At 66.3% G+C, this 23978-nt stretch carries 21 protein-coding genes; 11 read left to right on the forward strand and 10 right to left on the reverse strand.

Going from position 1 to position 23978, the window contains the following annotated elements; genetic code table 11:
- Nucleotides 1-15: 15 nt before the first annotated feature.
- From BMY69_RS07410 to BMY69_RS07430, 6 genes are all read left to right on the forward strand, one after another.
- On the forward strand, nt 16-690 hold the full coding sequence (locus tag BMY69_RS07410) for a hypothetical protein (protein ID WP_090176630.1): 675 nt from the start codon (nt 16-18) through the stop codon (nt 688-690).
- Nucleotides 691-900: 210 nt separating this feature from the next.
- Nucleotides 901-1545 carry a hypothetical protein gene (locus BMY69_RS07415; protein ID WP_143070416.1) on the forward strand — a complete coding sequence of 215 codons (645 nt, stop codon included), beginning with the start codon at nt 901-903 and terminating at the stop codon, nt 1543-1545.
- A 69-nt stretch (nt 1546-1614) separates the two neighbouring features.
- The gene (locus BMY69_RS19280; protein WP_143070417.1) at nt 1615-2424 is read left to right on the forward strand and encodes a hypothetical protein; all 810 of its coding nucleotides are present in this window, start codon (nt 1615-1617) and stop codon (nt 2422-2424) included.
- A gap of 183 nt (nt 2425-2607) precedes the next feature.
- Entirely contained in the window at nt 2608-3264 is a 657-nt protein-coding gene (locus tag BMY69_RS19285; RefSeq protein ID WP_143070418.1) for a hypothetical protein, read from the forward strand.
- A 24-nt stretch (nt 3265-3288) separates the two neighbouring features.
- Nucleotides 3289-4500, forward strand: coding sequence for a Tle-like phospholipase domain-containing protein (locus BMY69_RS19290; RefSeq protein WP_143070419.1), 1212 nt, complete (start codon nt 3289-3291; stop codon nt 4498-4500).
- A complete protein-coding gene (locus tag BMY69_RS07430; RefSeq protein WP_143070420.1) occupies nt 4497-5381 on the forward strand; it encodes a hypothetical protein in 885 nt (294 codons plus the stop codon). Before BMY69_RS19290 ends, BMY69_RS07430 begins: the two co-directional genes overlap by 4 nt.
- A gap of 45 nt (nt 5382-5426) precedes the next feature.
- Here the strand turns inward: BMY69_RS07430 and BMY69_RS07435 are convergent, their stop codons facing one another.
- The 7 genes from BMY69_RS07435 to pilG all read right to left on the reverse strand — a co-directional run bounded on the left by BMY69_RS07435 (nt 5427) and on the right by pilG (nt 17466).
- Nucleotides 5427-5897, reverse strand: coding sequence for a chemotaxis protein CheW (locus BMY69_RS07435; RefSeq protein ID WP_090052182.1), 471 nt, complete (start codon nt 5895-5897; stop codon nt 5427-5429).
- A complete protein-coding gene (locus BMY69_RS07440; RefSeq protein ID WP_090176643.1) occupies nt 5894-7606 on the reverse strand; it encodes a chemotaxis protein CheB in 1713 nt (570 codons plus the stop codon). Before BMY69_RS07440 ends, BMY69_RS07435 begins: the two co-directional genes overlap by 4 nt.
- The gene (locus tag BMY69_RS07445; protein WP_090176646.1) at nt 7599-13886 is read right to left on the reverse strand and encodes an Hpt domain-containing protein; all 6288 of its coding nucleotides are present in this window, start codon (nt 13884-13886) and stop codon (nt 7599-7601) included. Before BMY69_RS07445 ends, BMY69_RS07440 begins: the two co-directional genes overlap by 8 nt.
- 4 nt (nt 13887-13890) lie before the next feature.
- On the reverse strand, nt 13891-15924 hold the full coding sequence (locus BMY69_RS07450) for a methyl-accepting chemotaxis protein (RefSeq protein ID WP_090052178.1): 2034 nt from the start codon (nt 15922-15924) through the stop codon (nt 13891-13893).
- Nucleotides 15925-16101: 177 nt separating this feature from the next.
- Nucleotides 16102-16647 carry a chemotaxis protein CheW gene (locus BMY69_RS07455; protein WP_090176648.1) on the reverse strand — a complete coding sequence of 182 codons (546 nt, stop codon included), beginning with the start codon at nt 16645-16647 and terminating at the stop codon, nt 16102-16104.
- A 7-nt stretch (nt 16648-16654) separates the two neighbouring features.
- Nucleotides 16655-17029 carry a response regulator gene (locus BMY69_RS07460; protein WP_090052176.1) on the reverse strand — a complete coding sequence of 125 codons (375 nt, stop codon included), beginning with the start codon at nt 17027-17029 and terminating at the stop codon, nt 16655-16657.
- Between the two features lie 35 nt (nt 17030-17064).
- Nucleotides 17065-17466, reverse strand: a complete 402-nt coding sequence (gene pilG, locus BMY69_RS07465; RefSeq protein WP_304441822.1) for a twitching motility response regulator PilG — start codon at nt 17464-17466, stop codon at nt 17065-17067.
- A gap of 261 nt (nt 17467-17727) precedes the next feature.
- On the opposite strand from pilG, the gene gshB reads away from it, so the two are divergent.
- Nucleotides 17728-18669, forward strand: coding sequence for a glutathione synthase (gene gshB / locus BMY69_RS07470; protein WP_090176650.1), 942 nt, complete (start codon nt 17728-17730; stop codon nt 18667-18669).
- On the forward strand, nt 18666-19526 hold the full coding sequence (locus tag BMY69_RS07475) for an energy transducer TonB (RefSeq protein ID WP_090176653.1): 861 nt from the start codon (nt 18666-18668) through the stop codon (nt 19524-19526). Before gshB ends, BMY69_RS07475 begins: the two co-directional genes overlap by 4 nt.
- A 130-nt stretch (nt 19527-19656) precedes the next feature.
- Here BMY69_RS07475 and BMY69_RS07480 read toward each other — a convergent pair whose 3' ends face one another.
- Nucleotides 19657-19968, reverse strand: coding sequence for a hypothetical protein (locus BMY69_RS07480; protein ID WP_090055552.1), 312 nt, complete (start codon nt 19966-19968; stop codon nt 19657-19659).
- 103 nt (nt 19969-20071) lie between these two features.
- Between BMY69_RS07480 and BMY69_RS07485 the strand changes: the two genes are divergently transcribed.
- From BMY69_RS07485 to BMY69_RS07495, 3 genes are all read left to right on the forward strand, one after another.
- Nucleotides 20072-20638 carry a YqgE/AlgH family protein gene (locus BMY69_RS07485; protein WP_090052172.1) on the forward strand — a complete coding sequence of 189 codons (567 nt, stop codon included), beginning with the start codon at nt 20072-20074 and terminating at the stop codon, nt 20636-20638.
- Nucleotides 20639-20651: 13 nt separating this feature from the next.
- Nucleotides 20652-21068 carry a Holliday junction resolvase RuvX gene (gene ruvX / locus BMY69_RS07490; RefSeq protein WP_090052171.1) on the forward strand — a complete coding sequence of 139 codons (417 nt, stop codon included), beginning with the start codon at nt 20652-20654 and terminating at the stop codon, nt 21066-21068.
- A gap of 72 nt (nt 21069-21140) precedes the next feature.
- Nucleotides 21141-22067, forward strand: a complete 927-nt coding sequence (locus tag BMY69_RS07495) for an aspartate carbamoyltransferase catalytic subunit (protein WP_090052170.1) — start codon at nt 21141-21143, stop codon at nt 22065-22067.
- A gap of 54 nt (nt 22068-22121) precedes the next feature.
- On the opposite strand, the gene BMY69_RS07500 is transcribed toward BMY69_RS07495, so the two are convergent.
- On the reverse strand, nt 22122-22613 hold the full coding sequence (locus tag BMY69_RS07500; RefSeq protein ID WP_090176656.1) for a hypothetical protein: 492 nt from the start codon (nt 22611-22613) through the stop codon (nt 22122-22124).
- A gap of 94 nt (nt 22614-22707) precedes the next feature.
- Nucleotides 22708-23733 carry a hypothetical protein gene (locus BMY69_RS07505; protein ID WP_143070421.1) on the reverse strand — a complete coding sequence of 342 codons (1026 nt, stop codon included), beginning with the start codon at nt 23731-23733 and terminating at the stop codon, nt 22708-22710.
- Between the last annotated feature and the right edge of the window lie 245 nt (nt 23734-23978).

Below are 23978 nucleotides of genomic sequence, written 5' to 3' on the forward strand. Positions count from 1 at the left end.
CGATCAAGGATGCGCATGAGTCTTCTCACATGGATCCTCTTTTTTCTGCTCCAGCCTTCGACACCGGCTTCCACCGCGCCAACGAAGCATTTCAACCCGCCCCCGTTGAACCCGCATCCCAAAGAGGCCCTGCACGTCACGATGTCCTTCGATCGCCCGCAGGATGCGAAACGCTACGCGATCACCATGAACGCGCTCTACCAGAATCAGGCGAGGGAGTGCGGCTACATGGTCCCTGGGTTCAACCGCCGCTTCGTCTATCCCGAAGGGACGTTCGACGTCCCCAACGAGAGCCACGATCCGCGCCGTGCAAAGTTCTCCATCTTCCTCGACCGCTACGACAGCGGCCATTGCGACTGGGAGTTCGCGGCCGCTCAATTCCGTGTGCACGAGATCGAGACGGGCCTTTATACCTATGGTTCGTTGGGACTTGCCGAGCACTTCGCACCAGGCACTGTGTACAAAGGTGTTTGCCCGTTTCGGGAGAGCACGTTCCCGATAGGGTGTTTTGGCGGCCGCTTCTCCGTTCCTGACACCCCGTTCTACAACGAAGTAACGGCGAGGCGGCGCGTCCCCGTGACCGTACGCGTTAGCGCGAATTCTGCGCCCCTCCGACCACCCTCTCCCAGCTTCTTCAGCAATTTCGTCAAGCCCGTGGCGCCCAACGATGGCGTTACTTCTCCGCTCTAACGGAGCCTTGCGCAATAGGCGGGGCAAACCGTCGAGTTACATCGCCGTGCAATGACCACATACACAGCCATCATCCAAGGAATCGGACATGCCTTTGCCCCGTGATCAAGGCACTGTGAGCGCCCGCGCGGAAAGAGAGTCGCACCCTACGAGCAAAGCGAGCAGGCAGTCCACTTCATCTGCGCTGCCGGCGAGAGGAAGAACGGTCACATGAACGCTCGTCAACGGATGGCCATCTCACTCATCCTGTACTCGATGCTCTTCGGCTGCACCGAAAAGAAGGATCTGAGCCCGCCACCACTAAACCTCCATCCCACGGAGGCACTCCACGTCACCGTTTCCTTCGATCGTCCAGACGATGCCAATCGCTACACGATCATCATGGAGGCGCTCTACCAGAATCAGCAGAGCGAATGCGGCTACACCGAGGGCAGTTGGAACCGTCGCTTCATCTATCCGAAGGGATCGTTCGAGATTCCGGCCACTGCGCGCTACTCGGGACAGGCGAAGTTCGACATCTATCTCGACAGATATAGCCGGGCGTCCTGTAACTGGGAGCTCGCGTGGCCAGACTTTTCAGTGCGTGACAACTACACGGGAAAGGTGCTGACGGGGGAGTGGGGCACGCGCGATGACCTTTCTCCCGGCAAGACGTATAGAGCGATATGTCCGTTCAGCGATTCCGAGTTTGCACAGCGATGCTTCGGCAACCAGCCCATCCCGAACACGCCTCTCTACAACAGCATTCCTACAGAGAGGCGCATACCGGTGACCCTTCATGTATCGAAGGACTCCGCGCCGCTGCCCCCTGAACCGCCCAGTCACTTCGAGAATTTCGTTCGGCCCGTGCCGTAAGCCTAAGTTCCATCGCCGCCATAGGTGGACGGCAACCATTCGCAACCACAACCATCCAAGGAATCGGATATGCATCGACCACGCGAGAAACGGTTCGACCCTATCGGGCACCTGATTCCGAAGCCTCACCAGACCCACCCGCCATCCGGGCACATGGCACGAGAGAGCACGATGGGAATGACATCTCCGAAGTCACTTCGACACGGCATTGCAGCTGCAATCCTGATGATGGCCCTTCCAAGCGCGGTCGCGCAGACAAAGGTATTTACGCCACCCCCTCTGAATCCTCACCCGAAGGAGGCGTTGCACATCAAGGTGAATTTCGATCGCCCGGAAGACGCCAGACGCTACACCGTGGTCATGAGAGCGCGTTACCGGAATCAACAAACCGAGTGCGGCTATATCGAGCCTGACTGGAACCGGCGCTTCATATACCCCGAAGGCGTGTTCGACATTTCCAATGAGAGCTCGGACCCGGTGCAAGCAAGGTTCAGCATCTACCTGGACCGATACAACGCGCACGAATGCAACTGGGAGTTTGCTTCGCCGTCAATTTGGGTTAAGGACAGCCTGACTGGCAAGCTCGTCACCACGTTTTGGGGGCTTCGTGAGAGCTTGGTACCCGGCTCCACGTACAAAGCGGTTTGTCCTTTCCTCGACAACGAACACGTGCGGCGCTGCTTTGGCGGCGGAGAAGCCGTGCCTGAAACGCCGCTCTACCGCGGCATACCTGCAAGCAACCGAATACCTATCACTATCGAAGTATCCGCAGACTCGGCGCCGCTACGACCCCGCATGCCGAGTCACTTCAGCAACTTTGCTCGACCATCCCCATCCACTGATGAGCGGACTACACCGCAGGCCAATCCTGCAGACTGATATCAATTATCCAAGGAATCGGATATGCATCGACCACGCGATAAACAGTTGGACCCTATCGGGGACCTGAATCCGCAGCCTCACCAAATCCACTCGCCATCTGGGCGCGTTGCACGAGAGAGCACGATGCGAATGACATCTTCGAGGTCACTTCGACACGGCATTGCAGCTGCAATCCTGGTGATGGCCATTCCGGGCGAAAGTGCGGTCGCGCAGACAAAGGTGTTTACGCCTCCCCCTCTGAATCCTCATCCGAGAGAAGCGTTGCATATCACCGTTTCGTTCGATCGACCGGAGGACGGCGATCGCTATTCCATCATTCTGAGCGCGCACTACCAGAACCAGCAGCGCGAGTGCGGTTACGTCGAGGACAACTGGAACCGGCTGTTCATCTATCCAGAGGGCACGTTCGAGATCCAAAACAAGAGTCGCAACCCAAGACAGGCAAAGTTCGACGTCTACCTCGATCGCTACAACCGAGAGCAGTGCAACTGGGAATTCGCCTCTCCACAGATTCGAGTGCTCGACACCTATACGGGCAAATTTCAGATTCCGGATTGGGGTGGGCGCGAAGACCTACGTCCCGGCACGACATACCGGGCGACATGCCCGTTCCGAAACAGCGAGTTCGCGCAACAGTGCTTTGGTAAACGGCCTGTGCCCGAGACAGCCCTTTACGAGGCCGTCCCCCAGAGCCGACGCATCCGAATCACCGTACATGTTCGAGAAGACTCCGCACCGTTACGACCCAGGAGCCCGAGCCATTTCGACAATTTCGTGAGTCCGTTGCCACAACTCGATACACAGACCGTGCCGCCAGCGCTCGGCGGCAGAGACTAACCGCAGTCATCCAAGGAATCGGATATGCCTTTGCCCCATGACCAATACGCATTTCTCGCCCACCGAATCTATAAGCCGCTCATAGTCGGCAGTAGCCTCGAAAGCAATAGTCGACAGTTCCTGGTCAAATACGTCTCTCCACCATCCGCCACCAATTATCGCGGCGCGGTAGTACAGGATGAGGCGACTGGCCAACTCATCGTCGTAAACAAGGGTACAGATCCGACAAATGTTCACGACCTTATCGCCGACCTTGGCATGGGCATGATGGGTGCGCCCACGCAGTGGCCCGAGGCCGCGAGAACCATGCGATGGGCGCTGGACTACGCGGAGCAAAACCATATTCCCAAAAGCCACATCAGCATTACCGGCCATTCCCTCGGCGGAGCACTTGCCCAGCTGCAAGCCAGCCTTCCCGAGGCTGCCGGTATCCGAGCGGAAACGTTCAACGCCTACGGTGCGGAAGCCATGGCGACCGCCCTCGCCAGAACCCAGGCCCTCGACGTCGCTTCAGCGAGAACTCGCGTGGTCAATCACCGCATGTTTCATGATCCAGTGTCCAAGTTTGCGGGACATATCGGCTCCGACAAGTTCTACATGGACCAGAGCGACTATCCGCGGCACAAGGAGGGCAGCCTCTTTCCCATTGGCGAGGCCGTCTCGACCGCGGCGGCGCACGGCATCGGCAACTTCTGGGACAAGGAACGCAATCAGCCGGGCGCGGTTTTCGCGCACAACTACATGCTTGATCTGCAACATCGCCCGCTGGACGACCTTCCACCCGGCGTACCGCTCGACCTGTCGGCACCGTGGAACATTCTGGGCGAACAGCAGCGCTCGCCGGTGTCGCCGGCGACATCGCGGCCATGGGCACCCGGCGCGACGCCCCACGGCGTCGGTCACCTCGGTGACGAGACGCGGGCGCTGTACAGCGCCCTGCAGGAACGCGTTCCCGATGCGGGGCCGAAGCGACTCATGCAGTTCACCGCGGCGTGTCATGAGAACGGCATCACGGCCGGGAACCTCGACCGGGTTTATCTCAATGAAGAGGCGATGACGATCGAGTTCCACGGCAAGAGCTGGCTCGCGGTACCGACGGTCATCGATCTGAAGAAGCCATCCCCCGAGCCGGAGCATTCGGTCCGCCAGATCCAGCAGGTCGACCAACAACAGCAGGCGATCGACCAGTACATCGCGCAGACCGCGCAGCTCGGCCGGCAGGGGCCGACGCGATGAGGTGGCCATTGTTCGGACGCGGCGAGAGCGCCAAGCGCATGGCCCGATACGACGTGCGCACCACCGAACTGACGGCGCTGCGCCGTCACCTTCCCGCGATGCGGACGACGGCGGATGAACTCGCGCACGGTGTGGCCCATCTGCAGGTGCTGACCGGTACGGCGGCGCTGCAGCAGTCGGTGTACGGAGTCACCGCGCTGAGCGATCTGCATGCGGCGGCGGTCTCGGACCTCGAGAAGGGGCGCGACTTCGGCGCGATGGTTCTGGCGAAGGAAGGCATTCGCCTCGCGGTGGACGCGACCTATGTGTTCTGCGATCCGGAGGGCAGCCGTCTGGAGGCGCTGATACGCCATCAGCTGGATGCCGAGCGGGAGCGGCTCGCCCATTGGAAGCGCGCCTTTCCCGAAGACACCCAGCCAGGTCCGTGCCTCAGGCGACTGGACGACCTTTGCCGCCGGTCGCCCTGGTACGCCCAGGCGCCCGAATGGCCGTCGTTCGTCGGCCGGGCGGAAGCCGTGGGCCTCGACTCGTGGATCCATCCCATCTTCGCGGCCGCGAGCGGCGCGAGCGAAGCGGCTACGCGGCAATTCATCAACGCGGTGGAACGCGAACAGCTACCGGAATCCGAGCACGCGGCCGCGTCGCGCTACGGGACGGCACGCGACCTTTCGGACACCCTTTACGTGGAAGCGGTGGCACTGCTCCTCTTCGCCCACGTGTTGCACCAGCTGTCGGTCAACGTCGGCGATGCCGTGGCGACCACCGTGGCGGAGTGCGGCAAGGAACGCATGGAGTCGCTCCTCGCCGAGCACGACGCGCTCGCCGAAGCGCACGCCAACGACAGGAACGTCTACTTCGCACTGCGTTCTGCCGGCGGTTGATGGCGTTTTATCGCGCCCAGGTGCGCTCCAACGGTGGGGGCGTGATCAGGCTTCCGCGAGCATGCCGACGAGCGTGGTCTCGAGCTCTTCCAGGTCCGGGATGATCGCCGTGTCGTCGCGCACGAGGACGCGGGCGCGTACGCCGAACGGCAGCTCGTGCCCATTGTGGGTGGGCAGGAGCAGTTCGGCGTTGAGCGTCGTCAGGCGCGGGAAGCCATGGGTGAGGACCGCGATGTAGGGAAGCTCTGCATGCTCGCTCACGGACTTCAGCACGGCGACGCGCGACGCCTGCGCGGGGGCGTCCTCCGGCAGGCTGGCGACGTGGTCGAAGCTGACGAGCGGAATGCTCCAGCCGCGCCAGGCGATGCGCCCGAGTAGCCACGAGGGCGCGTCCGCCACCGGCTCGACGCCGGCCAGCGTGATCACTTCGGCCACCGCGGCGTTGGGCAGCAGGAGGCGCACGCCGCCGCTGGGAATCAGGACGCAGCGGATTTCGCGCGGTAACGGCTCGCTCATGGGAATTCCTCGATCAGTTTCTGCGCCAGGGCACGTGCGTCCCCGGCGAACCCGGCCACCCGCTCCTCGCGAATGCCGGTGACCATGTGCCCGGCCTCGAGCTCGGGCGGCACGGCCTCGACCCATACGCGGCCACCGCCGTCGTACACGGCCTGCGCGCCGGCGACCGCGTCGTTGCCCTGTCCGGCGAACACGATCGCCAGGGCATCGGCGCCGAAGCCACCCGCGAGGGTGCTCAGGATGCCGTCGATCGAAGGACCCCTGGCGCTGGCGGAGCTGCCATCGTCGTGGACGGTGACGCTGCCGTCGCGACGGACCTGGACATGCGAACCGCGTGGCACGACGAGGCAGTCGCCGTGGTTCACGTGACTGCGATCGGTGGCGACACGACCGCGACCGAGCCGCGCGACGAGCGCGTCGACATCGCCGTCGTGATGGGCCGCGACGATCAGCACGGCGGGCACCCGGGAGGGCAACGCCGCCAGGAAACTCGCGATGGAGGCTTCGCTCTCGTGCGTGCCGCCGACCACGACCACCCGGCGCACGGCACGCGAGGCACCTTCGAGAAACATTTCGTGCGAGAAGGCACCGTCGGTGGGGGGCGCGACCGCCTCCTCCATCGATACCAGTTCGAGCGAAAGTCCGGCCTCGAGCCCGTGCGTTCCGTCGTCGACCACGTCCTGAGCGAGGAACTCGGCGGCGCTCAAGGTCTCGATGCCGAACTCGGCCGGTGGGGCGCGATCGACCGGCTGCACGACCACGGCGTCGTGGTCGACCAGGTCCCACTCGGGGACCGGCGGCGGCACGTATTCCGTCGCACGGGATTCGATGTCGAGGGTCGGCAGCGCGGCGTCGGACGGCGGCGGTGCCGATCCTTCCATCGACGCGAGGCTGAAGCGGCTCACGTCGAACTCGCGCTCGACCGGCGCGGCCGCCAACGGCTCGTCTTCGACGACCTCGAAACCGGACAGATCGAGCGACGCCAGTTCCGTCAGCTCGACCGGCGACGAAGCGATGGACTCGATGTCGTCGCCGCCGATCGGACCGGGACCGGTGTCGGCCAGCAATGCCTCGAGTTCGGCGGCGAGTTCGGTGGGATCCGCACCCTGCCCTTCGTCGTCCACAACATCGAGCGGCGTGGAGAAGTCCAGGTCGTCCATGCGGTCGGCCTCGATGCCGGAGACCTCGTCGAACGCGACATCGGCGGCCGCGTCGACCGGCGCCGGCGCGTCGGGGTAACCGTGGCTGCCGGTGATCGCGAGATCGTCGACCAGCGGCTCGGCCAGGAGCTCTTCGGACGGCGCCGCGAGGCCGGCGATCGCGCTCACGCGCGGCTCGATGGCGCGCGCGTCGTCGGGCCGGGGCGGATCGAGCGCGATCTCGCCCACGAGCTTGGCCGCGAGGTGACGCGCCCAGCGGGCACGATCCCATCCCTGCAGCTGGCGGCTGGCGTCGGCGTCGTTGAAGACGAGGCGCGGATGGCCTCCTTCCACGGTGTCGTAGAGGCGATCGAGATCGTCGTCGCCGGGATCGTCGAGGTCGACCACGACGACGTCCGCCGACGAGCCGACGAGCTCCGCCGGCGCGAACGACTTGAGATCGGACTCGTAGACGATGCGGGCGCCCTGCGCGACGAGCGCCTCGCGCAGGTGGGCGGACAGTCCTTCATCGTCGAAGAGCAGCGCGACCGTCGCCTGCCGGTCAACCATGATGGACTCCGAGCACGTCGTTGATCTGCACGATGAGGTCGTTCTCCTGATACGGCTTGCCGATGTAGCGATCCACGCCGATGTCGAACGCGCGCTGGCGATGCTTGTCGCCGGTGCGCGACGTGATCATGATGATCGGCACGCCGGCCAGCCGTTCGTCGGCCTTCATCTGCGTCGCGAGTTCGTAGCCGTCCATTCGCGGCATCTCGATGTCGAGCAGCATCAGGTCGGGCACGCGTTCGTTGAGCTTCTCGAGCGCGTCCACGCCGTCCTTCGCCGTCATCACCTCGAACTCGTGGCGCTCCAGCACTCGGCCGGTGACCTTGCGCATCGTGATGGAGTCGTCGACCACCATCACCAGCGGTTTCACGCGGACCTCGTCCTGGGCGCGCGGCGCATGCGGCACCTGCGCCTCGGCCTCGAACGCGCGGCGGGCGACGCCATGGCGCACCAGCGGCGCGAGGTCGAGAATCATCAGCACCGAGCCGTCGCCCATGATCGTCGCGCCGAGCACGCCCGGCACCGAGCTGACCTGCGGACCCACCGGCTTGACGACGATTTCGCGCGAACCCAGCACGGCGTCGACGCGGATCGCGGCGCGCAGGTCGCCGGAGCGGGCGAGCAGGAGCGGGATGTCCCCTTCGTCCGGCGACGAGATCACATGCACGCCGAGCAGCTGCGGCAGGTCGTGGATCGCGTATTCCTCGCCGACGTAATCGAACGACGGCGACTCGTCCGCCATGCGATGGGCGAGTTCGTTCGGTTCGACGCGCGCCACGCCGTGGACCGACGTCATCGGGATCGCGTAGTTCGTCTCGCCGATGCGCACGATCAGGGCCTGCGTCACGGCGAGCGTGAACGGCAGGCGCATCACGAACGTGGTGCCCTCGCCCTTCTGCGATTCGATCGCGAGCGTGCCGCCGAGCTGCTTGATCTCGTTGGCCACGACGTCCATGCCGACGCCACGGCCCGCCACCTGGGTGACCTTCTCCGCCGTGGAGAAGCCGGGCACCTGCGTGAGCTGGAAGATCTGGTCGTCGGAAACGCGGGCGTCCGGACGCAGCAGGCCGCGTTCGATCGCCTTGGCGCGGATCGCGTCGCGATCCATGCCCGCACCGTCGTCCGAGAGGCGCACGACGACCTCGGTCGCCTCGCGTGCCACCTGGATGCGGACGGTACCTTCGGCGTTCTTGCCCGCGGCCTCGCGGGCGTCCGGGGTTTCGATGCCATGCGCGACGGCGTTGCGCAGCATGTGCTCGAACGGCGCCTTGATGCGGTCGAGCATGTTGCGGTCCATTTCGCCGTTGGCGCCCTCCACCACGAGCTGGGCGCGCTTGCCCACGTCCGAGGCGGCCTGGCGCAGCGTACGGCGGAGGTTCGGCACCATCGCGTCGAACGGCAGCATGCGCGTCTGCATGAGGCCTTCCTGCAGTTCCGCGTTGACCTTCTGCTGCTGGAGCAGGAGGTTTTCGGACTGACGTGTCAGCTCGTCGAGGATCGTCTGCAGCGACACGAGATCGGAGACCGACTCGGCCAGCGCGCGCGAGTACTGCTGGAGCTGCGAGAAACGGTCGAGTTCGAGCGGATCGAAGCTCGTCACGCCGGTGTCGCGATGCTCCTGGTGATAGCGCGCGATGATCTGCGCTTCCGTTTCGATTTCCAGCATGCGCAGCTGGCTGCGCAGACGGCTGACCGTCTGCTCGTGCTCGGTGAGCGCCGAGCGGAAGCTCGCGGTCTGCTGCTCCAGGCGGGAACGGTAGATCGAGACTTCACCCGCATGGTTCACGAGCGTGTCGAGCATGTCCGCGCGAACGCGGATCTGCTCCTGCGACGCGCGCTGGATCTCTTCTTCCTCGAACTCCGGCAGCAGGTCCGGCAGCTCGCGGTCGAGCACCGGCGGTTCCGGCTCGGACGGGGCTTCGTACGCGGGGGCCGGCACCATGACGGCGGCCTCGCGTTCCTCGCGGTACGCCTCCGCGGTGAGGGTGTCCGGCGCGATGGGCGCACCCGCCAGACGCGCGAACGGCTCGATGTCCGCGTCGACGAGGCCGATCGCCCTGCCCTGCGCGATGCTCTGGATCATGCCGTGCAGGCGGTCGAAGCCGACCTCCATCGCCTCGATGGCGGCGCGATCGCTCTCGCGCTGACCACCGGCGACGGCGTCGAGCAGGGCCTCCATGGCGTGCGACAGGTCGCCCACCGCGGCCATGCCCGCCATGCGTGCGCTGCCCTTGAGCGTGTGCAGATCGCGCTGCAGCGCGGTGACGTGCTCGGCCTGCTCGGGCTCCGCGCGCCACGACGCGAGCGACGCGTCCGCGTGATCGAGGATCTCGCGGCCTTCCTCGATGAAGACCTCGAGCAGGTCCGTGTCGATGTCCGCGTACGGCGACAGTTCGGGAACCAGTGCCGGCGCGGGTTCGTCGATCGGCGTTTGCACCGGCTCGGCGACGGCTTCGTGCGACTGGTCTTCGATGACGACGGGTGCCTCGTCGACCCGCTCCGCCTCGACTTCGGGCTCGAACTGGGGCTCGGCCTCGGGCGTCACCTCGGCGACGGGTTCGAAGGCGGGCTCTGCGTCCGCCGCGGTGTCTTCCAGGAACGAGGGCTCGTCCAGCGCCGCCGCATCGTCGGTGGATGCCATGTCCGCGGCGATCAGCTCGTCGGCGAGGAAACCCTCCTCCTCGGACACCGTCTCGTCGATCGCTTCCGCGTCGACGCGCGGCTCGACCATGCCGTCGTCCGTGTGCAGCACCTCGCCGTCGTGCGACATGGGCTGCGGCAGCGGCTCGTCGTGCGGCACGACGGGGGTCGTGCCTTCGATGTCGCCGACCAGCGCACGCCAGGCCGCTTCCTCGTTCGCGTCGTAGGTGAGGATCGGCTTGACCTCGCCCTCGGGCTGTTCGACCTCGAAGCGCTCGATCGACGCCATGAGTTCGGCGGTGAGGTCGTCCGCCGACTGCGACGGTTCGAGCGAGGCCACGTCGATGGGCGGCAGCTCGTCGAATTCCTCCTCGGGTTCCGCTTCGACAGGCGCGGCCTCGATCGCCTCGTCGGCGAGCTCGTCTTCGAGCAGCGCTTCGTCGAGCGTCGGCGCCACTGGCTCGGGCTGGTCTTCCGGCAGCCAGGCGTCCGCTTCGTCCACTTCCACCGACGATGCGACCGGCTCGTCGAGCGCGAGGTCCGCCTCGGCGTCCTCTTCCGCCAGGACCGGGTCCGCCTCGTAGAGGATGTGCGCGACCGTCGCTTCCGGTTGTTCGTCGCGCAACGCCGCGATACGCGCGGCGAGCCCGGAGACGTCGGGAACACGCGGATCCGGCTCGTCGAACAGCGCCATGACGTGGTCGACGAGGTCGGCGGCTTCCGTGAGCGCGGCCACGCCGTCGGCGCCGAGCGGGAGGCCCGTGGCGCGCACGCGCTTGACCAGGCCCTCCAGCGGCGCGAGCACCTGAATCAGGACCGGGATGTCGACCATGCCGATGGCGCCATGCAGCGTGTGCACGGCGCGCAGCAGGCCGTCGTCGACCGGCAGAGCTTCCTCGCCAGCGCGCGCGAGGTGCGCGCGGATGACGTTGAGGTACTGCCCGACTTCCGTGCGCAGGATGTCGAGCAGGACCGCATCGACCGGGGGCAGCGAAGGCGCGTTGAACGCCGGTTCGGCGAGCACCGTTTCCGACGCCTGCGGCTCTTCCACCGGCTCGGGCACGATGGACGCTTCCGGTGTCGACTCGACGGGCGTTTCGACCGGCGCCTGGCCATAGGCCGCGAAACCCGCCACCGGCACGGCGGCGATGGTGTCGCGCGGAACGCGACGCTTCACCTTGCTGCGGACGCGATGGATGGAATGACGCGCGATGTCCTCGACGTAGGCGGTGTCGCCCATGGCGAGTCGATCGGCGGTCTCCATGATCGCGGCGATCGGTGCCGCCGGCGTCGCGTCGCCTTCCAGCGCGGCCTTGAGTTGCGGCAAGGCGTCGACAGCGTGACGCACCAGCGCCTGCACGCCGTCGTGCGCGCCGATGGTGCCGTCGAGCACGCGATTGAGCATGTTCTCGACCTTCCAGGCGAATTCGCCCAGAAGACGGGCGCCCACCAGGCGGCCGGAACCCTTCAGCGTATGGAACGAGCGGCGGATCGGCACGAGCGCGTCGTTCCGCTCCGGCTCGACCAGCCAGTTCGCCAGGCCCGTACGCAGGTTGCCGATCTCTTCTTCGGTTTCCTCCAGGAAGATCTCGCGGATCTCGTCGTCGATGCCGTCGACCGTGATCTGGAAACCGGCGAACTCGGCCATGCCGGTCCCGCCCACTTCCTGCTCGATCTCTTCCTCGATCTCGATCCAGTCGTCCTCGTCCGCGACGGCGGGCGCTTCCGGAAGAGCCGCGGCGATCTCCGCCTCGGTGGGCGGTTCGTCGACGAGGTCGAAACTGTCGGCGAAGCTCGACACCGTCTCGCCCGCGTCGACGCTCGTCGACGGCAGCACGATGTGCGCGATGGCCTCCGCTTCGATGTCGTCGAGCGCGATCCGGCCGAGTTCGTCACCGGCTTCGTCGTGCGCCGGCTGCGCGTCGATCGGCACGGGCCAGTAACCCAGCTCGGCGAGGCTCTGCTGCGTGACGTCGAGGATGTGCTCGAGGCCGCCGCGGTGCTCACGCGCCGCCTCGAGGTAATACTCCAGCGCCGCGAGCGCGTCCGCCAGGCGATCCATCTGCGTGCCGTTGGGCACGCGCCGGTCGCCGAGGAGCTCGCGGTGGATGAACAGGCCGATACCGTCCGCCAGTTCCGCGGGGCGGCCGGCGCCGAGCATGCGCATCGCGCCGCCGATCTCCGCCATCAGTTCGGGCGTTCCGGCCAGCTGCTCGTGGTCCCAGGACGATTCGACGAAACCGACGATCGCATCCTTCACCTTCGAGGTGTTGGCTGTCGCCTCGCGCATCAGCGTCGAAAGGATGTGGCGCGCCTCGCTGCGCGGCAGCGGCGACGGACCGAGGTCCGCCGCGGAAACCTGTTCGCCTTCGGCGCCCAGGCGTTCGATGTGGTCGTCGAGCGACGCTTCGACATAGAGCAGCGCGCCGGCGACGTCGAGCAACGATTCCTCGTCCGGTGCGCGCGCGCCCGTGGCGATCTCGCCGAGGATCCGGCGCTGCTCGCCCACCACGCGGCGCGGCACCCCGAGCGCCAGCATGCCCAGGGTGTCGCCGACGCGGTCGAGCACGTCGGTCTGCTGGCCGAGCTGGGCCGGATCGCCGTCGGGACGACGCAGGAACAGGTCGAGCGCTTCCTTCACGCGCAGCAGGTCGTCCTTGATGGCGGCCGACACGGTGTCGAGCAGCGCACGGTTGTGGCCCGACATCGAGCCACGCGCGTGTTCGACTTCCGCCGCCTGGGGCAGCAGTCCGTCTAGACGGTAGGTCTGGCGCAGCTCCTCGATGCGCTCGCTGCCCGGCTTGGCCTGGGCGACGTAGTACAGGAGCTTGCGCGCGAGTTCGTCGGAATCGCCGCTGAGCAGCGCTTCCTCGCCGCCATCCACGAGTTCGCGGATGACGCGGTCGACGCGGCCGATGAGCTGGCGCACGTCCTTTTCATGGGCCCGCAGCACGCCACGCTCGAGGCCTTCGAGCACACCGGCGGCGATCCACCACAAGCGGCGGCCGGCGATCGTGTAGCAACGCGCGGCCAGGCTGTCGAGCGTGGCCCGCATGCCGAGAAGCTGTCGCTCGTTGCCCTGCCCGCGGAACCACGCCAGCAACTGCTGCTGGAAGCGCACGCGCAGCTCGGCGACCTCGGCGCGGTTGGCCTCGGCCATCGCGGGATCGCTCGCGCCCGGCGCGGCGGGCGGCAAGAGCGTGTCGAGGTTCGGCGTGAACAGCGCGGACTCGTGCAGCGACTGCTCGCCACGGCTCGCGCGAAGGTCGTTGAGCAACGGCAGCAGCACGATCGGCACGTCGCGGTGACCGCTCTGCAGACGCTCCAGGTAATCGGGCATCTGCATCATGCCGCGCATCAGCGCGGCATAGGCGTCGTCGCGATGGGCCACGCGATCGTCGATCAGCGCGGCGACCAGCTGCTCCATTTCGCCCACGACCATCGCGGCGCCGTAGAGCTCCACCATGCGCAACGTGCCGTGGACCTGGTGAAGATCCGCGGCGCAGGTGTGCATGACGTAGGCGTCGCGAGAGTCCTCGACGTACGACTCGAGGGCCTGGCGTGCCTTGGACAGGGCGTCGTCGAGCTCGGCCTTGACCCAGTGCAGTGTGGTGAAATCGTTGTGGTCTTGAAGTCTCACCGCATCAGCCCGGCAGCTTGAAGTTCGCGACGGAAAGGCGCAGGTCGTTCGCGAGCTGGGCCAGGTTGCCGATCGATTCGGCCGTCTGGCTCGCGCCGAGCGACGTCTGCGACGTGATCTCCTGGATGACGTTCATGGTGGCCGACGTATCCGTCGCCGCGGCCGACTGCTGGCGCGCGGCGGCCGAGATGTTCTGAATCAGCGCCGAAAGATCGTTCGAAACGCGCTCGATGTCGCCCAGCGCCGTGCCCGCGTCTTCCGCGAGACGGGCGCCCGCCACCACTTCCGCGGTGGTCTGTTCCATCGAGCTGACCGCCTCGTTGGTATCGGACTGAATCGTCTGCACCAGCGTTTCGATTCGCTTGGTCGCGCTCGCCGAACGTTCGGCGAGGCGCTGCACTTCGTCCGCGACGACCGCGAAGCCGCGGCCCGCCTCACCCGCCGACGCGGCCTGGATGGCCGCGTTCAGCGCGAGGATGTTCGTCTGCTCGGCGATGTCGTTGATGAGTTCCACGATCGAGCCGATCTCCTGCGACGATTCGCCGAGGCGCTTGATTCGCTTGGAGGTCTCCTGGATCTGGTCGCGAATCGAGTCCATGCCCTGGATCGTCTCGCGCACCACTTCCGCGCCGCGCGACGCGATCTGCACGGAGCGCTGCGCCACGTCGGCCGACTCGGCCGAATCCTTCGACACCGTGTCCATCGAGGTCGCGATCTGGTTGATCGCGGACGTCGCGGAGGTGATCTGCTGCGCCTGCTGTTCCGCCGCGTCGGCGAGGTGCATGGCGGTCGCCTGCGTTTCCTGGGCCGCCGCGGAGACGCGCACGGCCGTCTCGTTGATGGTGGTGACGAGGTTGCGCATCTCGTCCACGGCGGAGTTCATGGCGTCCGCGATGGCGCCCGTGATGTCTTCCGTCACGGTGGCCTTGATGGTCAGGTCGCCTTCGGCGAGCGTGCCCATCTCGTCCAGCAACCGCATGATCGCGGTCTGGTTGCGCTGGTTCAGTTCCGAGGTGGTCTCGAAGCGGCGGCGCTGGTCGCGCACGAGGTTGTAGACGAGCAGCAGCGCGAAGAGCACCGCGCCGATGGCTCCGAGCAGGCCCCACCACACGTTCGGGAACAGGCGGGTCAGCGGCAGCTTGGCGATCTGGTCGGCGGACTCGTTCGCGCGGAGCAGCACCGTTTGCGAATCGAGGGAGGCCTGGTTGCCCGCGCGCTTCACGTCCTGCAGGTTCGGCGAGGCGGCGACCAGCTGGCCGACGGGATCGACCAGGTCGCCCCACGACGTCTGCATGCCTTCGAGGATCTTGCGGGCGTTCGCGTCGCTGATCGCGCGCACGCCGCCATCCGGATTGCCGTCCACGAGGCCCTTGAGCACGGCGCCGTACAGCTGCGCGTCGCGCGAGAGGCCGTCGGCCGCGGACTGCGCACCGTCGCCGCCCTGCAGGATCTCCTGCACGCGGCGGATCATGCGGTCGGCCATGAGCATCCAGCGCGCGATGGTGAAGGTCTGCTCCACCGAGGCGTTCTTCTGCTGGACGATGTTGAGCACCTCGTCGGTGCGGGCGTTGAGCAGCGGCATCTGCCGGGAGAACAGGTCCGCGCGTTCGCCCGAGGACAGCACGAGGTCCTTGTTCGAGAGGATCTTGCCGATATCGGCATCCAGCTGGTGCCAGGCGTTGGCGAGCGCGCCGATCGCGCGGCCGGACTGGGTGGCGTTGTCGTCGGCGTAGGCGGGCATGCCGCTCTTCTCGTCGCCCTTGACCAGGCGCTGCACGGCCGAATCGATGGTATTGCGCGTGGCCGACAGTTCGCGGAAGGAATCGCGGTTGCCGTCGGACGCCTCGAGGGCGTACTTCGCGGTCTGCTGCGAAAGCACCTGCACCTGGGTCGTCAGCGCGATGGCTTCGCGATCCTCGCCGTTCTTGTTGTTCAGCCACCAGAAGTCGACCGACGCCAAACCGATCGCCAGGAGCAGGAACACGATGACGATCGTGTAGCCACGTTCCCGGCCTGCGCCGCCTGCTGTCGTGCTCATATCCACCTCATCCAAACCTGGCAAAACCAGCCGCCGTCGCCTCGACGAGGTCGCCGGCATGACGAAACGGTCGTAACGACCGCCCCTCCGTTCCCATCGCGCGGACGGCTCGGACCGCCGCGCCCATCCTGTGAGGGGACCGGCCGGACGACCGTTCCCCTTCCCCCTGGAGACGCCTTACAGCGCCGCCTGCCGGAAATCCGGCGCACTAACCAGACGGCTCATGCTGAACAACCCGAACGCCTGCTCGCCCAGCTGGACATTGCCGGTGACGAAACGCGCCAGGCGCGGATCGCGCTCGTCCTCGCCGGTGCCGCGCTGCTCGTCGTCCATCGTACGCTGGCCGAACACCTCGTCCACGAGCAGTCCGACCGTGCCGCCGTGCTGGCGCACCAGCAGCAGGCGGGTGCGCTCCGACGAAGGCGTCCGCTCGTCGAAGAGGAACCGGCCCAGATCGATCGCCGGCACCAGGTTGCCGCGGACGTTCGCCACGCCCATCAGCCAGGGCTGCGTGCCCGGCACGTTGGTGAGCGGCGGGACGGCCAGCAGTTCGTTGATCTCCTCGATGCCGCTGACGAACGCGCGGCGTCCGACGCGGAAACCGATGCCACGCCACAGGCCGAGCGATTCGACGCGCTCCGGCGCGTCGGCCGAATGGGCGAGACACGCGCGCTCGTAACGGGCCAGCAGCTCGAAAGGCGAAAGGGTCGCGATCTCGCTCATGGCCGCCTCAGTGCGTCTTGTTCGGCAGGAGGTTGGCGATGGTGGCGAGCAGTTCCTTCTCGTTCACCGGCTTGGTGATGAAGGCCTTCGCACCCTGCCGCAGACCCCACACGCGATCCGTTTCCATGGATTTGGTGGTGATCATGACCACGGGCACGTCCGCCGTCGCCGGATCGCGGCTCAGCGTTCGGGTGGCCTGGAAGCCGTTCATGCCGGGCATGATGACGTCCATGATCACGAGGTCGGGCTTGGCCGCGCGGATGCGGTCGATGCCGGCCTCGGCGTTGTCCACGCTCGCAACGGAGAAACCCGCCTTCTCGAGCAACGTGGTGAACACGCGGACGTCGGTGGGCGAGTCGTCGATGATGAGAATATTTGCCACACGTCCCCCTGGACGCCTTGAAGCCGTGATGAAGGTCAGCTCGCCTTCGCGTAACGATGGATCGCGCCGAGGAGTTCGTCGCGGGTGAAGGGCTTGGTCAGGTACTGCTCCGCGCCGACGATGCGCCCGCGCGCCTTGTCGAACAGGCCGTCCTTCGAGGACAGCATGATCACGGGCGTGCCGCGGAAGTGGGCGTTGTTCTTGATCAGCGCGCAGGTCTGGTAGCCGTCCAGCCTCGGCATCATGATGTCGACGAAGATGATGTTCGGCTTCTGGTCGGAAATCTTGGCCAGCGCCTCGAAGCCGTCGACCGCGGTGAGCACGTCGCAGCCTTCCTTCTTCAGCAGCGTCTCCGCCGTGCGTCGGATGGTTTTCGAATCGTCGATGACCATGACCCGCAAGCCGGCCAGGTCGTTACCGCGTCCGTTTTCGTTCACTACGCCCCCGTCACCACGCACAAAAAACCGCAAATCCCCTCGCAGGATAGCCGGTTTTGCACCGGTCGTTCCGTGCGCCAGGTCGATGTCCGGGACGGCGACGTCCCGGCGGCACGCTCTTTGGCGTTCCTCCCGTTCGCTGTTTAATGGTTGGCCCCTGTCCCGTCAAGATGAATTGTTCTTAAAGGCCGCCTTCACATTCCCGAACGGGCCCCGCCTTCACTAGACTTGACCCCTTTCCTGCCTTTCGGGACCCGCCCCATGCCGCTTTCCGTCGCCGTCCTGATGGACCCCATCCGCGCCATCAAGATCGCCAAGGACACCACGTTCGCCATGCTGCTGGAGGCCTCCCGCCGGGGCCACGCCCTTCTCTACATGGAACAGGGCGATCTGGCGCTGCGTGGCGGCGAGGCCTGGGCGCGCCTGCGCCCGCTCACGGTCAAGGAGGACCCATCGGGCTGGTTCACCCTGGGGGAGCCGCAGTGGCGCCCGCTGGCCGAGGTCGACATCGTGCTGGCCCGCAAGGATCCCCCGGTGGACGCCCAGTTCATCTATGACACGATGGTGCTGGAGCGTGCCCAGCGCGTCGGCTGCAAGGTGATCAACGATCCGCGGTCGCTGCGCGACTGCAACGAGAAGATCTTCTCGCTCGACTTCCCGCAATGCATCGTCCCGACCCTGTTGTCGCGCGACAAGGCGGAGCTCAAGGCATTCCTCGAGGAACATCGCCAGGCCGTGATCAAGCCGCTTGACGGCATGGGCGGCCGCGGCATCTTCAAGGTCGCTGCGGGCGACAGCAATGTGAACTCGATGCTCGAGACCCTGCTGGACGGTGGCCGCGCCCTGACAGTGGCCCAGAAATACATCCCCGAGATCACCTCCGGCGACAAGCGGATCCTGCTGATCGACGGCGAGCCCGTGCCGTATGCGCTCGCGCGCATTCCGCAAGGGGACGAGTTCCGCGGCAACCTCGCCGCCGGCGGCAAGGGCGAGGGCATTCCCCTCTCCGACCGCGACCGCTGGATCGCCGCCCAGGTCGGCCCGGAGCTGGTGCGCCGCGGCCTGCGTTTCGTCGGCCTCGATGTCATCGGCGATTACCTGACCGAGATCAACGTCACATCTCCGACGGGGGTCCGCGAACTCGACGCGCGGTTCGGCATTAACATCGCGGGGCTGCTGTTCGACGCGATCGAGGCCCGATGACGACCCGCACCACCGGCGCCGACCTGTTCGGCGCGACCCTGCTGTTCTCCCTGCTCCTGCACGGCGTCGTCATCCTCGGCATCACCTTCGAGATGGAGAAGCCGCGTCCCGCCGTGCCCACGCTGGACGTGACGCTCGTGGACGTCGCGAACCAGGAGGCCCCGGACAAGGCCGATTTCCTGGCGCAGGCGAATAACGCGGGCGGTGGGGACCAGGAAAAGGCGGCACGCCCCTCGGAACCGGTGTCGGGTCTCCTGCCCACGCCGGTGGCGCACGGTGCGGCCGAGCCGAAGGAAGCGCAGGCACCGGCACCCCGTGAGGCGGTCCCGGAACAGCTGCTGACGACCTCCGGCGAGACCGCCTTCGCGGTCGACACGTCGCGCAAGGACAGCGAACGGAAGGAGCGCCCCCTCCCGGTCTCCGACGAGGAGGTGCAGCGGCGCGAGGAAATGGCGCGGCTCGCCGCCGAGGTACGCGAGCAGTCGCAGGCCTACGCCAAGCGCCCGAAGAAGAAATTCATCTCCTCGAACACACGCGAGTACGTCTACGCCGCCTATATGAAAGGCTGGGTCGGCCGCGTGGAGCGGGTCGGCAACCTGAACTACCCGGACGAGGCACGTCGCCAGGGGGTCTACGGCGAACTGGTGCTCACCGTCGGGCTCAACCGCGACGGCTCGATCAAGAGCATGGACGTCATCAAGAGCTCCGGCCACAAGCTGCTGGACGACGCCGCGCAGCGGATCGTGCGCCTCGCGGCGCCCTTCCCCGCGCTCCCACCGGACAAGACCCGGGTGGACGAACTCTACATCACGCGCACATGGCAGTTCCTGCCGGGCAATGTGCTGCGTAATTACTAGGGCCGCGGTTCCTCGAGAAGCCGGATCTTCTGTGGGAGCGCGCTTGCGCGCGAAGGGTGCTTGCCGCGAGCACCCTTCGCGCGCAAGCGCGCTCCCACAACAGCATTTTCATTTTCCGGGAAGTGGGCCCTCAACGGGGCAGCAGCTGATCGGCCTCGCTCACGTAGGCCTTGTTCGCCTTGCGGTCCCAGACGCAGAGCTCGCGGCCGGGCCGGTTGTTCATGTGCTTCTGCGGGTATCGGCCGGCCAGTACCAGCGCGGTCACCGGCACGCGGTCGTCGTACTGGATCGGGCCGCCGACCGGCTTGACGTCCTTCAGCCCGCTCGCCGCCACGCAGGCGCGCGTCAGCCGTTGGTTGTAGTCCTTCCAGGCGTCGGGCGACGAGGCCAGGGCCGCGCCCGAAAATGCCATCGCCGCGACGACAAAACCCTTTGCAAACATGCGCTTCCTCATCGGCTTTCCTCCTATGATCCGGTCCACACGGTAAGCATCGCCGGCTGAACGTTCGCGTACGACAGACAGCGGGAGCGGCTACAATGCGGCCATGACGTTCGCCAACACCTTCGCCGGCCAATTCCTGATCGCGATGCCCTCGCTCGCGGAGCCGCCTTTCGCCCGCGGTGTCGCCTTTCTCTGCCAGCACGGCGAAGACGGCGCGGTCGGCCTCCTGATCAACCAGATCTCGGAATACCGCCTCGGCGACGTCCTCGCCCAGATGAAGCTTCCCTGCGACGATCCGGAGATCGCCGACAACCCCGTCCTGATCGGCGGACCCGTGCAGCAGGAGCGCGGCTTCGTGCTCCATCGCGAGCCGGGACACTGGGATTCCAGCTATCGCGTCAACGAAGACTGGTCCGTCACCACGTCGAGGGACATCCTCGTGGCCATGGCCAAGGGCGAAGGCCCGCGACGCGCCATCGTCACGCTCGGGTACGCGGGCTGGGAGGCCGGTCAGCTCGAGCAGGAAGTGATGGACAACGCCTGGCTCACGACGCGTGCCGACGAGCGCATCGTTTTCGACACCCCGCTCGAAGAGCGCTGGTTCGCCGCGACGAAGAAGATGGGCGTGCGCGACCCGTCGCAGTTGACCGGCTACGCCGGCCACGCCTGACGCCGCCGGTACCATGAGCTGCCTGTTCGGGTTCGATGTCGGCACGAAGATCGTGGGCGTCGCCGTCGGCAATCGCCTCACGGGTACCGCCCGTGCGCTCGCCGCGATACCCGTGCGCGACGGCCAGCCCGACTGGCAGGCGCTCGACACCCTTCGCCGCGAATGGTTGCCGGCCGAACTCGTCGTGGGCCTGCCGCTGGACAACGAGGGCAAGGAACAGCCGATGACGAAGACGGCGCGACGCTTCGCCGAGAGCATCGGCGCGCGTTACGCCCTGCCGGTGGCGTTCGCCGACGAGCGCATGAGCTCCCAGGAAGCCGCACGGCGTTTCGCGGCCGGTCGGGCGGCGGGCACGCGCAAGCGCTCCGACGCGAAGTCGATCGACGCCGAAGCCGCGGCCGTCATCCTGGAAAGCTACCTCGTATCGTGATTCCGCGCGTTCCGTGTATCGTCCCCCGCATCGCATCCGAATCCGAACCGTTCCCTTCCGTTTGAGGACGTCATGTCACAACGCCTGCGCCATCTGACCACCCTCGAAAACCTGCCGCGCGAAGCGATCGAGCGCCTGCTCGACCGGGCCAACAGCATGCGCGACGCGACCGCCCACGGAACCCGCAAGCTCGACCTGCTCGCGGGCCGCACGGTACTGAACCTGTTCTTCGAACCGTCGACGCGCACGCGCACGTCGTTCGAGCTGGCCGCCCGACGCCTCGGCGCCGATGTGGTCAACTTCGACATCGGTTTCTCGTCGACCGCGAAGGGCGAGGAACTCTTCGACACGCTGCACACGCTCGAAGCCATGCACCTCGACACGATCGTCGTGCGGCACAAGGAATCCGGCACGCCGGAGTCGCTGGTCAAGCACGCCATGAGCGGCGTCTCGGTGGTGAACGCGGGTGACGGTAATCGTGCCCATCCGACGCAGGGCCTGCTCGACGCGTTGACGATCCGCAACCACCACCCCGATTTCCGCAAGCTGCGCATCGTCATCTGCGGCGACGTGCGCCACTCCCGCGTCGCGCGTTCCGACGTGCACGCGTTCAGCGCGCTCGGTGCGAAGGACATCCGCATCGTCGGCCCGTCGGCCCTGCTTCCGGCGGAAAGCGAGCTTTCCAACGTCAGCTACCACGAGGACTTCGACGAGGCGATCAAGGGCGCGCACGTGGTGATCATGCTCCGTCTGCAGAAGGAGCGCATGGCCGCGACCGATCTGCCGGACGAAGCGGCCTACTTCGACCGTTTCGGTCTCTGCACCCGCCGCCTCGCGCTGGCGGAAAAAGGCTGCCTCGTGATGCATCCGGGCCCCATCAACCGGGGCATCGAGATCGCGCCGGAAGTCGCCGACGGCGCCCAGTCGCGGATCCTCGAACAGGTCGGCAACGGCGTGTTCGTGCGCATGGCGGTGCTGGCGGAAGTGATGGGGCGCTGACGCGACACAGGTGTTTGCAAAGGCGCCGGGGCATCACCCCGGCGCCCGATGCGATCATCGACGAGGCGACTGCACCCTGCTGTGCGCCCACGGCGACGCCGAACGCCTGGCCCCGTTCTCGATCCACGAAACACTGATCGATTCCAGGAGCACGAGGTGGGGAGCCTCGTGCCACGCATCGAGGGTGATCGACTTGATGCCTACCGGCGCGCTGAACTTCACGGCGCAAACGCCCAGGCGATCATCGTCCTCGCTGTCTTCGCTACTGCCGTCGTTCGTGTACATCCGCAGGAACGAGCTGGTGAAAGATATGTACTTCAACTCCGCCTGCGTGACCACGGGCTCCTCATCCTTGCCGTAGAACGTAAGCTCGGCGATATTGCCAATCCCCGCGGTGTTCTTCAGTGCGAGGTACCTTCCGCCAAGGAAGGAGAAGTTCCGCTGAGCGTCATGATCAAAGACATTGCATTTGATCATCGCGTCGCCCCGGGTCAGAACGAACTCGTTACCGACCAGCGAGAAGTCTGAAAATGCGTAGGTATCCATACCTGTCTCCCGTAGATTATGAAAGTAAGGGCGGCCAAGGCCGCGGTGAGTAGCGGCGGCGCACGCACCGCCACCAAAGGAATTTCCTGCCAGGTCAGATGCGCCAGGGCGAGAGCGTCCAGGGGATATAGACATCGCCTTCCCCGCGCGCGCTCGCCCATGGCCTGACCGTGAGCGATCTCAGAAGCGCGACGTCCGCGCGGGTGTTCTCGTAGACGCAGCGCAATCGGCGGATGCGGACGTCGCCGGCGTCACGTCGTGCCACGCGCATGCCCGTCAACAACGCGGCCGGTACGTCTTCGCACTCGATGAACGACTCGTTGGCGTACGTCCATTCCAGTCGATGCGGCAACGTCGTCGCGTATTCCAGTTCGACCGTCGAGACGGGATCGGCGAAGTCGAGGGCGAACAACTGCATGCCTTCGCTTTCGAGCCGCAGGAACGTCGCCCCGTCGCCGAACGCGGGCACGATGACCTGCGTGCCGCGAGGGCCCGGACGGTCGACGACCATGTCGACGCGCAGCCCTTCCGACACGACCACCGCCCTCGAGCCTTCGGCGGTCACGAGGAGATCGTCGGTCAGGTCGAGGTACATCGCGGGGCGCGGCGTGTAGGGTCTGGCGGGTGCCGGCGTCGCCGCCATGCCGCGCATCCACTGGGACGCTCGCCCCACCCAGCCGCGGTCCGACGCCGCCGGCACCTCCACGCTACGCAGGCACACGATCGCGGGCGACCGCAGTGGAAATTCGCAGCGCAGGCTCGCCACGCGCGTTCCGCCCACCGCCCATCGCGCCGTGCGGAAACCCGTGAGGTCGGAGGGCCCGACCTCCTGCGGGTGCACCGTGCCGCGCTCGTCGGTCCAGTACAACTGATGGCGCGTGTCCGCGAGGTAGGTCAGCGCGGCGTCTTCGACCGGTTCGTCGAACGCGAGTTCGAAGGCCCAAAGGCTGTGCCGAATGGCACGCAGAACCGGTGGACCCGATGCCGGTACCGCGACGTCCCAGACGGCCCGTGGCTCGCCGACCTCGTCGACCGTGATCGCGAAACCCGGCTCACCCCGATGTATCGCGCGGCCACCTTCGATGGCGAACCGTCCGGCTTCGGCAAGATGAATGTGCATGTCGCCTTCCATGGCAAGGTGCTTCCCATCGATGCGGCGATACCGGTTGCCCGGATCGCGACGACACGCGACCCGGGCACCTCCTTCGCGACAGCGATAGGCGTTCAGCGCGTCACGACCTGTACTCGTAGACGGTGACCGAGTATCGAGTACTCCTTGTAATCGATGCTCTCGAACTCACCGAAGTGATGTCTATAGACTGGCGACCCCGGTGCGTTCCGGGCCGCGAGACTCTTTCGTGCCTG

The organism is Luteibacter sp. UNC138MFCol5.1, from assembly GCF_900110505.1.
GTDB lineage: Bacteria > Pseudomonadota > Gammaproteobacteria > Xanthomonadales > Rhodanobacteraceae > Luteibacter.